General features: G+C 55.6%; 16 protein-coding genes. 6 read left to right on the top strand and 10 right to left on the bottom strand.

The genetic code is table 11. The features are described from left to right. The first annotated feature begins 31 nt into the window (after positions 1 to 31). From TEU_RS06480 to TEU_RS06470, 3 genes are read left to right on the top strand one after another with little or no spacing between them, the layout of a single operon-like run. Positions 32 to 229, top strand: coding sequence for a hypothetical protein (locus TEU_RS06480; protein ID WP_050002997.1), 198 nt, complete (start codon positions 32 to 34; stop codon positions 227 to 229). Next, complete coding sequence (locus TEU_RS06475) at positions 226 to 561, top strand: type II toxin-antitoxin system PemK/MazF family toxin (RefSeq protein WP_050002996.1); 336 nt, start codon at positions 226 to 228, stop codon at positions 559 to 561. Before TEU_RS06480 ends, TEU_RS06475 begins: the two co-directional genes overlap by 4 nt. Beyond that, the gene (locus TEU_RS06470; RefSeq protein WP_050002995.1) at positions 558 to 1,679 is read left to right on the top strand and encodes an alkaline phosphatase family protein; all 1,122 of its coding nucleotides are present in this window, start codon (positions 558 to 560) and stop codon (positions 1,677 to 1,679) included. Before TEU_RS06475 ends, TEU_RS06470 begins: the two co-directional genes overlap by 4 nt. Positions 1,680 to 1,795: 116 nt before the next feature. Here TEU_RS06470 and rpsG read toward each other — a convergent pair whose 3' ends face one another. From rpsG to pdo, 9 genes are all read right to left on the bottom strand, one after another. Then, positions 1,796 to 2,443, bottom strand: coding sequence for a 30S ribosomal protein S7 (rpsG, locus tag TEU_RS06465; RefSeq protein WP_050002994.1), 648 nt, complete (start codon positions 2,441 to 2,443; stop codon positions 1,796 to 1,798). A 5-nt stretch (positions 2,444 to 2,448) separates the two neighbouring features. After that, on the bottom strand, positions 2,449 to 2,892 hold the full coding sequence (locus TEU_RS06460) for a 30S ribosomal protein S12 (protein WP_011250029.1): 444 nt from the start codon (positions 2,890 to 2,892) through the stop codon (positions 2,449 to 2,451). Between the two features lie 10 nt (positions 2,893 to 2,902). Continuing rightward, positions 2,903 to 3,340, bottom strand: a complete 438-nt coding sequence (locus TEU_RS06455; RefSeq protein WP_050002993.1) for a NusA-like transcription termination signal-binding factor — start codon at positions 3,338 to 3,340, stop codon at positions 2,903 to 2,905. Beyond that, a complete protein-coding gene (locus TEU_RS06450; RefSeq protein ID WP_050002992.1) occupies positions 3,340 to 3,648 on the bottom strand; it encodes a 50S ribosomal protein L30e in 309 nt (102 codons plus the stop codon). Before TEU_RS06450 ends, TEU_RS06455 begins: the two co-directional genes overlap by 1 nt. A gap of 13 nt (positions 3,649 to 3,661) precedes the next feature. Further along, the gene (gene rpoA2, locus TEU_RS06445) at positions 3,662 to 4,837 is read right to left on the bottom strand and encodes a DNA-directed RNA polymerase subunit A'' (protein ID WP_050002991.1); all 1,176 of its coding nucleotides are present in this window, start codon (positions 4,835 to 4,837) and stop codon (positions 3,662 to 3,664) included. A gap of 5 nt (positions 4,838 to 4,842) precedes the next feature. Further along, entirely contained in the window at positions 4,843 to 7,560 is a 2,718-nt protein-coding gene (locus TEU_RS06440) for a DNA-directed RNA polymerase subunit A' (protein WP_050002990.1), read from the bottom strand. Between the two features lie 5 nt (positions 7,561 to 7,565). After that, entirely contained in the window at positions 7,566 to 10,937 is a 3,372-nt protein-coding gene (locus TEU_RS06435) for a DNA-directed RNA polymerase subunit B (protein ID WP_050002989.1), read from the bottom strand. Between the two features lie 19 nt (positions 10,938 to 10,956). Next, entirely contained in the window at positions 10,957 to 11,205 is a 249-nt protein-coding gene (locus TEU_RS06430; protein WP_050002988.1) for a DNA-directed RNA polymerase subunit H, read from the bottom strand. 242 nt (positions 11,206 to 11,447) lie between these two features. Then, the gene (gene pdo / locus TEU_RS06425) at positions 11,448 to 12,128 is read right to left on the bottom strand and encodes a protein disulfide oxidoreductase (RefSeq protein ID WP_050002987.1); all 681 of its coding nucleotides are present in this window, start codon (positions 12,126 to 12,128) and stop codon (positions 11,448 to 11,450) included. 138 nt (positions 12,129 to 12,266) lie between these two features. Here pdo and surR point away from each other — a divergent pair, with 138 nt between their 5' ends. The 3 genes from surR to TEU_RS06410 are packed head-to-tail and all read left to right on the top strand — an operon-like array spanning position 12,267 to position 14,348. Then, positions 12,267 to 12,968, top strand: coding sequence for a sulfur metabolism transcriptional regulator SurR (surR, locus tag TEU_RS06420; protein ID WP_050002986.1), 702 nt, complete (start codon positions 12,267 to 12,269; stop codon positions 12,966 to 12,968). Further along, complete coding sequence (locus TEU_RS06415; RefSeq protein WP_050002985.1) at positions 12,961 to 13,164, top strand: DUF362 domain-containing protein; 204 nt, start codon at positions 12,961 to 12,963, stop codon at positions 13,162 to 13,164. Before surR ends, TEU_RS06415 begins: the two co-directional genes overlap by 8 nt. Continuing rightward, positions 13,161 to 14,348, top strand: coding sequence for a geranylgeranyl reductase family protein (locus TEU_RS06410; RefSeq protein ID WP_050002984.1), 1,188 nt, complete (start codon positions 13,161 to 13,163; stop codon positions 14,346 to 14,348). The genes TEU_RS06415 and TEU_RS06410 overlap by 4 nt, the downstream gene beginning before the upstream one ends. Here TEU_RS06410 and TEU_RS06405 read toward each other — a convergent pair. Then, positions 14,332 to 15,132 (bottom strand): hypothetical protein, encoded by an 801-nt coding sequence (locus TEU_RS06405; RefSeq protein ID WP_050003949.1) that lies wholly within the window; start codon positions 15,130 to 15,132, stop codon positions 14,332 to 14,334. The two genes, TEU_RS06410 and TEU_RS06405, sit on opposite strands and share 17 nt — an antisense overlap. Position 15,133: the final 1 nt, after the last annotated feature.

Here is a 15,133-nt window from a genome sequence, read left to right as displayed (position 1 = left end):
CGTCAGGCTGACACCACCTGGGGGTGATTGTGTGGAAGGGGTTGACGTTGTTAGGGAACTCATGCGGATTGAGAAGAAGCTTGAGCATATAGAGCGGCTCCTGAACGAGTTGCTTGAGGTGGAGGAGGGCTATGCCATAATGAAGCTCTCTGAAGAATCCCTAAGGGACTTCCTTGAAGACGAACCGGACATTTATTCTGAGGAAGACCTTAAGGTGAGATACAGATGAAGGGAAAGGTAGTCCTCGTGCCGTTTCCGTTTACAAGCCTAAAGGGCACTAAACTTCGTCCCGCCCTTGTGCTGTTTGAGGACAGAAACGACGTTACATTAGCCTTTATCTCCTCAAGAGTTGAGCATTATAATCCCAAAACGGACGTTCTAATTGAGCAGTCCCATCCCGAGTTTCACTTAACTGGCCTTAAAGTTTCATCTTTTGTTCGGCTCACAAAGATAGCGACAGTTCAGAAGGATATCCTTATCGGTGAGCTTGGAGAAATTGGGCCGCTTCTCAAAAGGGAGATAAATCAAAAGATATGTTCACTTTTGGGGTTTGAACCATGAGAAAAAAGCTCGCCCTCATAAGCCTCGACGGCAACGGTGTTTACAACCTGGAGCATATGCCGTTTCTCAGCGAGTTAGCTGAGACTGGAAGCTTCGCGGTAGTGGATTCAATCTTCCCGACGCTGACTGACTTAGTCCACACGAGCGTTATGACGGGGGTCTGGCCAAAAGACCACGGCGTCGTCGAGAACGGCTACTACGACAGGCTAACCGACAGGAAGGTGAACTTCTACGACTATGAGGTCGCCTTCAACCCCCACAGGGTCATTAAGGCCCCTACCATAGTTGACATACTCCGGGGGCGAGGCGTCAGGACGGCGAGTGTTTCAGGTTACACCATGCCCCCCTTCAGCGGGACGGACGTCAGGATATTCCCGCCCTTCTTCGCGAGCGACGAGATGTACCGACAGCACGGCCGTGACTGGAGAAAAGACCTGTGGGTTCTCAACTCGGCAATCTACCTCTACGAGGAGTGCAGACCCGACTTGCTACTCGTCCACTTCGCCTCGATTGACGGAATGAGCCATGACCACGGGCCCCTGAGCGAGGGCGCGCTCAAGGCCGTTGAGACAGTTGATACCGCTGTTAGAACCCTCTGGGAGCGCCTTAAAGACGAGTACGCCTTCATTATCTTCGCCGACCATGGGCAGGAAGAAGTCCACACGTGGGTGAACCTGAAGGCCTACCTAAGAAAACACGGCATAGAGACGCTCCGCGTTTCCTTGGGGGGTGGGGTTCACGTCTATCTGAGAAACCCGAACGAGGCAGAGGAAGCCTTTGAAGTCCTCAGAAAGGCACCAGGCGTTGGGGCGGTCTTCTTCCGCGAGGATTTAGAGCACCTAAACAGCCCGAACAGCGGCGAGCTGATAGTCTCTGCCAGGCCGGGCTACTGGTTCTGCTCCCACAGGATGTGCAGGGGTGTAAAGGGCGTGAGCCACTGGGTCAAGGGGATGCACGGCTCGATGAACGAGCCCGTAGTGAAGGTTCCGCTAATCCTCTGGGGCTTTGAGAACGTGGAACTCGAAGAACCGAGCCTGATGGACATAGCCCCGACAGTGCTGATGTTCTTTGGCGTGGAGAAGCCGGCCAACATGGTGGGGAAAAGCCTGATAAGTTGAAAACTTGAATCGGCCTCTGTTCTGTAAGAGAACACAATACTGCCGGACACTTCTTTTTATTCTCCAGAACGCAGATGCAGAGAGGAAATTGAGAAGAGGGTAGAAGAAACCAGCCCTCAGCGGGAGGACTGGGCAATCCTCTCAATCTCTTCCTTCTTGCTGTAGGCGAAGCTCTTCGGGTCCCTGTTGGCGGCAGCGATGATTTCCTCGGCGAGGGCCTGGGCAAAGGTGGTCTTGTTGCGGTAGCACTTTATGCTAGCACCGAGGGCGATGTTCTTGAGGGCTATGTCGAGCCTCCTGAGCGGGGAGACGTCAACGGCCATGTGGTAGCGGATTCCACCGAAGGCAATGGTGGTGGTGTCCTCCCTCGGGGCGGAGTTCTCGATGGCCCTGACGAGAACCTGGATCGGGTTCTCCTTCGTCCTCTTCTCGATTATCATGAAGGCCTCCTTGACGACCTCGTAGGCCTTCATCTTCTTGCTCATTATCGAGCGGTGCTCCCTCCTCATGAAGTGGCCGCCGGCCTTGTAGTGACTGGCACCGCTCCTCATGACCTTGTTGATGAGCCTCTCAACGATATGAACCTGGGCCTTGCCGAAGGGCTTCTTGGCGTGCCTTCCGTGGCTGTGCGGGAGGATTCTCGCGTCGAGGTTTATGTAGGGTCTGAGGGACGGGTCGTTGATGGTAACGTCCTCAACGCTCCACCTGCCCATGACCTTAAGCTCCTTCGGGATGAAAAAGCGCTCTGTAAGCGGCTTGGCCATTCACTTCACCTCCTCGGCTTCTCCTTCCTTCCCTTGACGAGCTCCTTGAGGCTAACGCGGTTCACCTTGACGACCTTGTACCTGATTCCTGGGATATCACCCATCGAACCGCCCTTTGGACCACCGATTCCCTCGATGATGACCTCGTCGTGCTCGTCGATGTGGTTGATAGCACCGTCACCAGGGGTGAAGGCGGTAACGACCTTACCGTTCTTGATGAGCTGAACTCTAACTGCCTTACGCATAGCCGAGTTCGGCTGCTTAGCCTCGACAGCAATCTTCTCAAGGACGATTCCCCTTGCCTGCGGAGCGCCCTCAAGCGGGTCGCTCTTCTCCTTGAGGCGGAGGACTCTCCTCTTGTACCTGATGTCACTCCAGCGGAACTTCTTTCTCTTGAGCTTGAGCTTCCTTCCGGCAAACTCTCCATACGGGGCCTTCTTTCCAGCCATGAACATCACCTCAAATTATAATCACATCATGGATGCCGTGGTGTCTCTCCATCAACTCTTTCACGAGGTTTATGTTCTGGCCGCCCCTTCCGATGGCGCGAGGCTTATCGCGCGGGCCAATATCGAGGAGGGCGACCTTCTTACCGTCCTTTTTCTCCGTGATGTGAACCTTTTTAACCTTAACTCCAAGGCTCTTATAAATATTCCTCAGGAACTCCTCTGGGTTCTCTGAGTGCTCGATGAGCTCAATGTCTTTTCCGACCATGTTCTGGACGCGCTTGACGTTCGCGCCCTTCTTTCCAAGGGCGAGTCCCATTTCACCCTTCTTGATGACATAGATGAGCCTGTTCCTGTTGGTGTCTATGAGGCAATCCATCACTGTCGCTCCGGTCATGCTCTCGAAGAGCGCTATGAACTTGATCTGGTCAGTGTTGAGCTTGAGCGGCATTACTCCTTACCCCCGGCAAGGGCGAGTATCTTGCTCTCGCCCGGATCGATTATCGCGAGGGCTGAGACGGTGTGGGGCCTTCCGAGGAGGGTTCCGAGCTCAACGCTCGTCCCCTCGAACTCATAAACCGGTATCCCGCTAAGCTTAGCGTAGTAGTAGATGTCCTCCTTGATGTCGGGCCTGGCGTTCCTTGCCACGATAATCATCTTGGCACCGCCGACCTTGGCGTACTGGATGCTCTTCTTGGCTCCCATAACTATCTTACCAGTGTCTTGGGCCTTCCTAAGCTCAAAGGCGAAGTCAACCATTAACTACACCTCCCTACTCCCTTTTCGGTCTCAGGGGGAGATTCATTGCCAGCTTGACGATTCCCGTACCGACAGGGACGGGCTGGCCTATGAGGACGTTCTCAACGACACCGTTGAGCGGGTCTTCTTCTCCCCTCTCGGCGGCCTCGAACAGGTGCTGTGTTGTAATCTCGAAGGCCGCCCTGGCGAGTACACTAGCCTTTTCCCCGACGATACCATGCCTGCCTATCGGCAGGATGACACCGTCGAGGGTCATCATATCAGCGACGAGCATGATGTGTCTGACATCAACTTCAAGACCTTGCTCCTGCATGGTGCTGACGATTTCCTCGATGATGGCGTTCCTCGCGGCCTCGATTCCGAGCACTGCGGCGATTTCGTGGATGTTGTTCGTCCTCGTCCTGGTCGGGTCAACGCCAGGAACCTTGAGCACCTGCTTGAAGTTTGAGCCCTCGGTGTATATCACGTACTCGTCGCCTTCCTTCCTTATGATGGTCTTCCCGACGCCCGAGAGACCCTTAAGGCGGTGCTTTTTAACCTTTTCGGCAAGCTTTCTGAGGTCTGAGAGCTTCGTTACCTTCTTCGGCCTTACTATGAGCGTGTATCCTTCAGCCTCAAACTCGGCGCTCTTGAACGAGCTCTCAAGCTTCCTCTTAACTTTCTCCATGTCAAGTCCAGCCTTCTCAAGCCTCTCGGGGTCAATTTCGACGACGTACTCGAAGTTAAGTATATCTATCGTCTCCTCCCTCGCGAGGTTCTCAAGGGTGGTACCCTCAATGCGCCTCGCAACCTCGAGGGCCTTCTCCCTGTCGTAGCGGTGATTCTCGTCGAGGTAGACGGTCATGATTGGGGTTGACGGGTTCTTTCTGGCATCAACGATCTCGATGATTCTTGGCAGACCGAGAGTGACGTTAATCTCTGCGACACCCGCGTAGTGGAAGGTGTTGAGGGTCATCTGCGTTGAAGGCTCACCGATGGACTGCGCCGCAACGGTACCCACCGCCTCTCCGGGCTCAACGAGGGCCCTCTGGTACTCCTTCACGGTCTCCTCGATTATCGCTTCAACCTCTGACTTCTTGAGCTTGTATTTCTCGTTGTATTTCACGAGCTTCTGGTAGAGCTCTTCCTTAACGCTCGCTGGAAGGTCAGCACGCTCAACAAGGCTCCTTATGGTCTTGTCGGATACCATGAGCATCACCCCTTGGCGCGGGTCTTCAACAGGGTTCTTATTATAACCCTGTCGAGGTCAACCGTCTTGCCTCCCCAGCTCCTCATCGGGTCAACTCCGTCCTCACCATAACGGAACTGGACGATGATTCCGGTCGGGTCTCTGACCGTTCCGTCGTAGTCCACCTTGAGGTCCTGGAGTGCGTTGATGAGCCTCCTCTGCATGTAACCGCTCTGGGCAGTTCTAACTGCGGTGTCAACGAGACCCTCACGTCCACCCATTGCGTGGAAGAAGTACTCCTGTGGCGTAAGACCGCTCTTGTAGGAGTTGATGACGAATCCCTTCGCCCTCGCTCCCAAATCACCCGGTCTGAAGTGCGTGAGAACCCTTCCGCGGTAGCCACGGTAGAGACGCTTACCACGGATGGACTGCTGACCGAGCATCGCCGCCATCTGGGTGATGTTGAGTATCTTACCCCTCGCTCCGGTCTTGGCCATGATGACCGCGTGGTTGCTCATACCGAGGTACCTCTCGGCGACCTTACCGGCACTGTCACGCGCCTCGGCCAGGACTGCCATAATCTTGCTCTCAAGGGTCTCCTCAAGGGTCTTACCCGGGAGCGGTTCAAGCTCGCCGCGCTTGTATGCCTCAATGAGCCTGTTAACCCTCTCCTCAGCCTCGCGAATGATTTCCCTAATCCTGTCGAGGGCCTCCTGTGGGAGGTCTTCGTCGTCTATGGCAGTAGTGAAGCCCTTGTGGGTGATGACCCAGATAGCCAGCTTGGTGACCTGGTCAAGGAACTGCCTGCCCCTCTCGACGCCGTACTCCCTGACGATGATGTCGAGGAGCTTTCCGTCTTCTCTACCGTAGGCCTTCTTGTCTATGGCACCGCTGAGGAGCTTTCCGTTCTGTATATAAACAAAGCCGTCGTACGCTAAAGCCCTAACCTCCTCCTCGCTTGGAATGAGTTTCTCCTCGATGAGCTTCTCGAGGGCCTCACAGCGCTCCGGCTCGTCGCAGAGCTTGTTGCGGAACCAGATAGTCAGGTCTTCAGGAAGCAGGAGTGAGAATATCGTCTTCCCGCTCCAGAGCTCAACGCCGTTTTCAACCTTGTCCGGCTTGGGGAGCTCCTTGACATCAATGCCGGCGAACATGAGCATCTGCTCGACCTCTAGGCGGGTAAAGTAGGCGCCCTCACGGGTGAGCAGGTAGCCACCGGAGATGTGATCCTGGATTCCAGCGATGAGCGGGCCACCGTACCTCGGAGAGATGATGTGGTTCTGAACCTCCATGAGTATCTTGGCCTCAGCCTGGGCCTCCTCGGTCTGGGGCACGTGGAGGTTCATTTCGTCACCGTCGAAATCGGCGTTGTAGGGCGGACAGACGGCGAGGTTGAGGCGGAAGGTTCTGTACGGCATTACTCTAACGCGGTGGGCCATGATGGACATCCTGTGGAGGGACGGCTGTCTGTTGAATAGGACTATGTCTCCGTCGAGGAGGTGCCTCTCGACAGTCCAGCCGATGTCGAGCTTCTCGGCTATTAACTCAAGGTTGTTCTCCATGAGGCGGATTCTCCTCCCCTCTGGGTCGATGACGTAGTTGGCTCCAGGATACTTCTCGGGACCGTTGAGCACCATTTTCTTGAGCTTCTCGTAGTTGAACTCGGTGACCTTCTCCGGAACGGTGAGCTCCATAGCTACGGCGAGCGGGACACCGACCTCGTTTATGCTTATCATCGGGTCGGGGCTGATGACAGTACGGGCCGAGAAGTTAACACGCTTACCGCTGAGGTTTCCACGGAAGCGGCCCTCCTTACCCTTAAGCCTCTGGGCAAGGGTCTTGAGGGGCCTTCCGCTCTTGTGCTTTGCCGGCGGAATTCCGGAGGTCTCGTTGTTGATATAGGTGGTGACGTGGTACTGGAGGAGGTCCCAAAGATCCTCGATGATGAGCTGCGGCGCACCGGCCTCGATGTTGCTCTTGAGCCTGTTGTTGATACGGATGATGTCAACGAGCTTGTGGGTGAGGTCGTCCTCGGCTCTGATACCGCTCTCAAGCGTGATGGACGGCCTCATTGTGACCGGCGGAACCGGGAGGACTGTGAGAACCATCCATTCCGGCCTGGACTTCTCCGGGTGGAGGCCGAGGAGCGGCAGGTCCTTGTCGGGTATCTTCTCAAGCCTGTCGCGCACCTCGCTCGGCATCATTCTGTGCTTGTACTCGTTGCCCTCCTCGTCCTTCCTGAGCTCCCAGTAGATGGTCGGCCTCTCGAACTTAATCGGGAACTGCGGCGCTCCACAGTGCGGGCAGACCATTCTCTCCTTGGCCTTCTTGTGGATTTCCTTGATCAGCTTGTCCTTGGCCTTCTTGCGGTCGCCCATTACCTCAAACTTCTTCATGTACTCCTCTATTTCCTCGTCGGTGAGCTTTATCCTGCCGCACTCCCTACAGGTGCTCTCAAGGACGCGGTGAATGGTCTTGGCGAAGCCGACGTGAATGACCGGTCTCGCGAGCTCGACGTGGCCAAAGTGGCCCGGACACTCGCCGGCCCTTGCTCCACAGGTCTCACACCTGAGACCGGGGTCAATGACACCGAGCCTCTTGTCCATAAGGCCGCCTTCTATTGGGTAACCGTCATCGTCGTAGGTATCTGGAACTGTGATCTCGGCGGCGCTCATCTTTCTGATTTCCTGGGGTGAGAGTATTCCAAACTCGATACTCCCGATGACCTTTTTCATCGACTGCATGGCTCTCACACCCTATCCTTCAACCTGAGGGACGGCCTAATCACCATAGCCTTCAACTCGTCGAGGAGCAACTTAAACGCGTAGCTCATCTCGACCTTGCTTATTCTCTCCTCTTCGCCACAGACCGGGCAGTAGACCCTTCCTCTGCGCTTGTCCTCAAGTGCAAGGTGTCCGCAGTTCTCACAGACCAGCACCTCTGTCTTGTCGCTCTCCTCGAGGAGACGCTCGATTAGGAGCATTGCCGCTCCGTGTCCGATGAGGACGTCACGCTCCATCTCACCGAACCTGAGACCACCTTCCCTCGCTCTACCCTCGGTCGGCTGCTTGGTGAGAACCTGAACCGGACCTCTTGAGCGCGCGTGCATCTTGTCGGCGACCATGTGGTGGAGCCTCTGGTAGTAGATGACGCCGACGAATATATCAGCCTCAAGGCGCCTTCCGGTTATGCCGTCGTACATGACCTCCCTGCCGCTGTGCTTGAAGCCGAGCTCCTCAAGCTCCTTCCTGAGCCTCTCCTCCGGCTCACCGATGAACGCGGTACCGTCAACTCTCCTTCCTGTGAGGGACGCGACCTTTCCGCCTATTGCCTCGATGAGCTGCCCGACGGTCATACGGCTCGGGATACCGTGCGGGTTGACTATCAAATCTGGAACGATACCGCTCTCGGTCCAGGGCATGTCCTCCTGCGGGACGATGAGACCGATGACACCCTTCTGACCGTGCCTTGAAGCGAACTTGTCACCGAGCTCTGGGATACGGAGGTCCCTGACGGTAACCTTGACGAGCTTGGTTCCGTCTCCGGTCTCAGTCACGATGACCTTATCAACTATACCGCTCTCGCTCGGCCTGACGGTGACGCTGGTCTCTCTTCTCCCCTGGAGGGCCATTCCGCCGAGACCGCTCTGCTCCTCAAGGAACCTCGGCGGTGAAGTCCTTCCGACAAGGACGTCCTTGCCCTCAACCTTGGACTCAGGGAAGATGAGACCGTCCTCGTCAAGGTGGCGGTAGTATTTCTCACCGAGGTAGCCCTGGATGGTCGGGTCTGGAACCTCGAAGGTGTCCTTCTGACCACCCAGATATCTCTTCTCCTCGGCCTCGTAGGTTCTGAAGAAGGTCGAACGAGCGAGACCGCGCTCGATGGAGGCCTTGTTCATAATGATTGCATCTTCCATGTTGTAACCGCCGTAGCTGAGGACGGCAACGACGAAGTTCTGACCGGCTGGCCTCTCCTCGAAACCAACGGCCTTCATTATCCTCGAGTTGACGAGCGGAACCTGCGGGTAGTGCATGAGGTGACCGCGGGTGTCAACGCGAATCCTGAAGTTGGCCCATCCGAGACCGAGGCTCTGCTTGGCCATACCGGCACCGTAGGTGTTACGCGGAGCGGCGTTGTGCTCCGGATACGGGACGATCGAAGCAGGTATACCGAGTATCGCGGCCGGCATCAGCTCGAGGTGTGTGTGCTCTTCGGTGACCTCCCACGGCCAGGTGGCAACGTAGGCGTTCTCCTCTTCCTCAGCGTCAAGGTACTCAATGACTCCCATCTTTACGAGGTCGCTCCAGGTAAGCTGGCCGTTCTTTATGCCCTCGATGTGCTCGCGGGTGAGCCTGGGCTTGCCGTTCTCGACTATGATGAGGGGCCTCCTAACCCTACCGTCGTCGCTGTTGACGTAAATTTCCTTAACCTCTTCGTCCTCGTAGAGGGCAACGTTGATGACGTCGCTTATCTTACCGCTTCTCCTGTCGTCCCTAATCCTCTCGACGAGGGACTTACCGTCCTCAATCGTTCCGATGAGGACACCGTTAAGGTACACACGGTAGAGACCTGGAGCCGGCCTCTTCTCCTCGATTGAAACAACACCGAGCTTCATGAGGTACTCGCGGACGTCTTTCTCGGGGATTCCGGTGGTAATCTGGGACATGAGGGCGAGGTTCTTGACGAGACCACAGTTCGGACCTTCAGGAGTCTCGGTCGGACAGATTCTTCCCCAGTGGGTTCCGTGCAGGTCACGGGCCTCGAAGTGCGGCTGGTCCCTGCTGAGCGGTGAGGTCACACGCCTCAGGTGGGAGAGCGTTGAGATGTAGTTGGTTCTGTCAAGGAGCTGGCTCACACCGGTCCTTCCGCCGGGCCAGGCACCGGTCGCAAGCGCGTGCTCAATCCTCTCGCTGAGGACGTCCGGCCTTATCGAGTTCCTCACAAAGCGCTGAACGTTCTCAAAGGTGTAGCGCTCGCCCTTCCTCTGGTATGTCTTGGTCATCTGGTACTGCATGTCCTTGACGAGCTGGCCGAAGGCGACGCGGAAGAGGTCCTTGAGGAGGTCTCCAGCGAGCTTGAGCCTCTTGTTGGCGTAGTGGTCCTTATCGTCCTCGTCACGGAGGCCGAGGGAAAGCTCCAGAACCTTGAGGGCCATCATACCGAGGTAGTAGGCCTTGGCCCTTCTGTTTTCGGGCTCGACGCCCATGTGGGGCAGAAGGTTGTTGTCTATAATGTGCTCGGCCCTCTTGAGCCTGTACTCCTTCGGCTGGCCCGGAAGGGAGAGCCTTCCTATGAGATCCAAAGCTTCCTCCTGAGTCCTGATGTCGCTGGCGTCCTCAAGGTTGTCGAAGAGAACCTGCTGGATCCTCGGGTCGTCGCTCACTGCCTCGACTATCTCCTTATCGCTGAGGAGACCGAGGGCTCTCATCACGTAGACGAACTTGACCGGCTTGGGGACGTTCGGGATAGAAACGTAAAGGATTCCATCTTTCTTTCTCTCAACGGTTATGAGGGCCCTGTAACCGTGCCTGTAGGAGAACACCTTGGCGACGACCTTGTTCTGTCTCTCGTCGCGCTCAACGAGGGTCTTGTTCGGGGCCAGATCCTCGATAGAGACGATAACCCTCTCAGAACCGTTGATAATGAAGTATCCTCCGGGGTCCTTCGGGTCCTCGCCGAGCTTTATGAGCTCCTCGTCACTGAGGCCGTAGAGCCTACAGGCCTTGGACTTGAGCATTATCGGCAATTCCCCAATGCGAACTTCGACTGGCTCCTGCTCGATGCCATTGACGACGGGGATAAGCTCAAGGTAAAGCGGTGCCGAATAGGTGAGGTTCCTGATACGGGCGTCCATGGGGTAAAGCGGCCTTCTCTGGCCCTGGGCCTCCTGGAACTCGGGCTTGCCGATCCTAATCTTTCCGAACTTGACCTCAAGGCCGGGGATGTCTGGCTTGACCCCGCCAAACTCGTTTACGACTTCCTGAAGGCCGTGGTCAATGAACGCGTTGTAAGAATCGAGGTGCTGTCTCACGAGACCCTTTTCCTTCCAGTAGGACTCCATAACGAGCCAGAGCTCGTCCGGAGTTAGAGTGGACTCGTTAACAGTAACTCCTCTACCCATAAACTCTCACCCCTAAAACTCAGTCCTCCACGACAAGACGGTAATAGTAGTAGTAACCCGCCGTGGGACTCTTCCTCCTTATCTCAATGACGTCGCCCGGCTTGGCCCCCAGGGCCACGACTGCCGGATCAGAAGCCTTGATCTGCGGGAGCTGGGAAATCCTAATCCTGTATTTCTTGAGGAGCTCCTCCTTCTCCTCCTCGCTCAGTATTCTGTGCTCGGGAACCAGCACGTGATCAAATATGTTAAATTCTTTTTTCGCCGCCACCGAGAATTGCCCCCTTAACGTTTTTTATTAGAACGATATCACTACCCCCACCTGAAGGTTCGGGTATATAAGCTTTTCGAGAATTATCTCTGTCAGGAGGCTTTATATTGGTTGCGTAAAGTTTAAGAACCGGTTTTTGGCCCGTTTCGGTTCCTTGATGTATTTGATTGTTCATTCGGAATCGCGAGTACGAAAAGACACCTTCCTCGGGCTTACTCTCGAGGAGAGGATAAAAAGAGGGCTCACTCCAGAGCCGCGAGGAGCTTCTCAAGGAACATCTTCTCGGGGTAGGCACCCTCGAACTGGACCTTGTCCTCTCCGTCCACCTGAATGACGACCTTCGGGACGGCCATGACACTGTACTGGTCGGCCCACTCCGGATACTCGATGGCCTCGACCATGTCACCGAGTATCTTGCCCTTGCCGGCGTTGGTGTTCTCGATGGCGAACTTGTGGGCCATCCTGACGGCGAGCGGGCAGTACGGGCAGGTAGGGGTGACGAAGACGAGTATCCTGACGTCCCTCTCAACGTTGGCGATGGCCTCTTTGGTCTCCTGCATGAGGTCTGTGGTGGCGTTGCTGACATCAACGATGTCCTCAAGCAGAGCACCGAACTCGTGGCCGGCCGGGAGACCGAAGTACCTGACGCCCATGTCCTTGCCGTCCTGGGTTATAGTAATCGCTGGAGCGCGGTCAATCCTGTACTGCTCGGCTACCTTCCTGCCCTCCTCACTGTCGAAGTCGTGGAACTCGTAGGTGAGCTTGTCGGTGAGCTCGCTGAGCTCCTGGACGACCTGCTTCAGCTGGTCGCAGTACTGGCAGTGGTCCTTGCCTATGAACCCGATAATCTTGACAGGGTTGGTCAGCTTGGAGAAGAACTCCTCCTTTATAACCTTCTTGTCAGCGTCGCTAATCAGTCCCATCTCCAAACACCTCCATAGCTAAAGGTTTATAACGTTTCGAGCACAATACCCGCCAGAGGGTTTAACCTCCAGGTTTGCAACCTAAGGTTAAATGTTCACTATATAAGCTTTACGTCACAAATTTGGGTGGTGTAGGTCATGACTGAACCAGACATATTTTACATATTAGGAAATAAGGTGAGGCGCGATTTGCTCAGTCACCTCACCTGCACCGAGTGCTACTTCAGCCTCCTCAGCAGTAAAGTTAGCGTGTCATCAACGGCTGTCGCCAAGCACCTTAAAATCATGGAGCGCGAGGGCATATTGAAGTCATACGAGAAGGAGGGCCCATTCATAGGCCCAGCGAGAAAGTACTACGACATTGCAATCTCAAAGACTTACGTTACCACCGTAACCCCAAACATCTTCTGGTACCGTGGGCTTGACCTCGGGGAGCCGTCCCTTGAAAAGGCGGAGATTGACCTGACACACATACCAACAGAGCACGAGAACATTCCGCAGATAATAGACTCGTTCCTTGAGCTGACAGGAGAGCTTGAAAAGATACTCCAGGTTCTCCAGGCTGTGGAAAGCAGGCGCGACAGGCTCATGAAGGAGCTTAAGGAGCACTACCTCAGGGAAATAGGAGACATGACCCAGCTCGCAATACTGCACTACATCCTCCTCTCCGGGGAGGCCACCGTTGAGGAGCTCAGCGACAGGCTCAACCTCAAGGAGAGGGAAGTCCTGGTCAAGGCCCAGGAGCTGGATAAGTTCGTGCCGTTAATAATAAAAGACAACACTATTAAAATCGACAGAGAAAGACTTAGACAAAAGCTCGGCGGTGAAAGCGATGGCTGAGAAAATTAAAATAATCGTGAACGAAGACAAGTGCTATCTCTGCGGGGGCTGTGCCGGTGTGTGCCCCGCCCTCGCGATTGAAGTCCACTCAAGCGGCTGGGAGTTCCTCCCGGACAAGTGCATAAGCTGCAGGATATGCATAGACGCCTGTCCGGTTGGGGCGCTCAGTGCCGAACCCTTGGAGGTGAGCGAATGAGCTGGAAATACGATGTCGTCGTTGTCGGTGCCGGAATCGCCGGCCCGATAGTGGCGAGGAACGTAGCCAGAGCCGGTTTTTCTGTCCTCCTTATCGACAAGAAGCCTGCGATAGGCACCCCCAAGCAGTGCGCCGAGGGCATAAGCATCAAGGTCTTTGAAAAGTATGACATCCCCTACGATAAGCGCTTCATCAACCGTGAAATCTACGGTGCAAAGCTCTACTCCCCGAGCGGATACGAGCTCGAGATGAGGTACAAGGAAGTTAGCGGCGTCATTCTGGAGAGGAAGGTCTTCGACAAGATGCTCGCCTACTACGCCGCCAAGGCTGGTGCCGACGTTCTCGCGAGAACTGAGGCGACGGACGTCATAAGGAAGGACGGAAAAATAGCTGGAATCAAAGCCAAGCACGAGGGCGAGCCCGTTGAGATTTACGCTGATGTTATTGTCGCGGCCGATGGTGTGGAGAGCACGATAGCGAGGAAAGCGGGCATAAACACCTACGCCCCGCCCCACGAGTTCGACTCAAGCTACGAGTACGAGATGCTCATCGAGGGGTTTGACCCAGACCTGATACACCTCTGGTTCGGCAACGAAATCGCTCCGAGGGGCTACGTCTGGGTCTTCCCGAAGGACGAAGACAGGGCAAACGTTGGCATAGGCATCAACTCCGACAACCCGAAGACTGCAAAGTACTACCTCGACAAATGGCTTAAGGAGAACAACATCCCGGCAAAGAAGCTCCTCGAGGTAAACGTCGGCATCGTCCCGGTCGGCGGTTTCGTTAAGGAGCTCGCAAAGGACAACGTGGTCGTTGTTGGCGACGCGGCAAGACAGGTCAATCCGATGCACGGCGGTGGAATGGGTGAAGCGATGAACGCCGCAACGATAGCGAGCAAGTGGATCGTCAGGGCCCTTGAAGAGGAGAACATCTCCCTCCTCCAGAACTACACCAGGGAGTGGTGGGAGACCGACGGAAAGAGGCTTGAGAAAGTCCTCAAGGTCAGGCGCGTTACAGAAAAGCTCACCGACGAAGACTTAGACATCTTCATACAGGTGCTTAGCGGTGCCGATACCGAGAAGATAGCCGGCGGTGACTACGGGGAGGTCATAAAGGCTCTCCTCAGGCACCCGAAGGTCATCCTCAGCCCGAGGAGGATAAAGCTCCTCAAAAGCCTTCTCTGAGCCTGAACCCTTTTCCCTTCTTCTTTGAGAACACAACTATCTCCCTGGCCCTTCCGACGCTCACGCTCCCCCACGGCGAGTTTATTCCCTTGGGGTTCTCGATGAGGTAGTAGAGCTCAAGGTCACCGGAGACCGTCTTTCTGAAGTCCGAAACGTCCGGCAGTTCCCTTATCTCCTCACACGTCCCGTCCGAGCACTCAAGGGGCTTTTCATCGAGCCCAATGCCGAGCTCAAGGGCCAGAAACCGGGCAGTCTCATCAATTGGGGCAGGATAAAGCGTGTAAAGCCTCCTAACTACCCTTAGGAGGGCTGGAAAGCGCCTGTCGTTTTCGTCTATCCCGTAGCCGATGTTCCTAAGCGGATCTTTGACTGGTCTTCCGTGGAGGGCGTTTCTGAGTTTGACCACGCGGTTTGCCCAGACCATCGTCGGCTTCAGCTCGCCGAGCAGGGAAAAGCGCCTGTCGAGCGAAAAGCCCTTCTCGGGGTCCATGTCCCTCAGCGGGGAAAGCCAGAGGTCGAGCTCCGGCTCGTTTATGAAGAGGTGCCCCACCTTGAGGACGTCAAGCCCCTCCAAGAAAAGCCTGTACGCCCTCTCGACCAGCTCGTCGCGTTCCAGGGAGAATGCGTAGAGGCTTGCATCGGCCAGGCCGAGGACGAAGGTGGACTGGACTTCGAGCAGGCTCTCCAGCGTCACCTCGTCCAGCCGAACCTCGTATCGGAGCATTTCAAGGAACTCGCGGGCGTTGGCCAGCAGGACTTTGGCAGTCCTCTCCCAGTCTTCCATG

This window comes from Thermococcus eurythermalis (genome assembly GCF_000769655.1).
In the GTDB taxonomy this organism is placed as follows: Archaea; Methanobacteriota_B; Thermococci; order Thermococcales; family Thermococcaceae; genus Thermococcus; species Thermococcus eurythermalis.
Note: the sequence above shows the minus strand (reverse complement) of the source record. Positions and strands in the feature narration are given on the sequence as shown.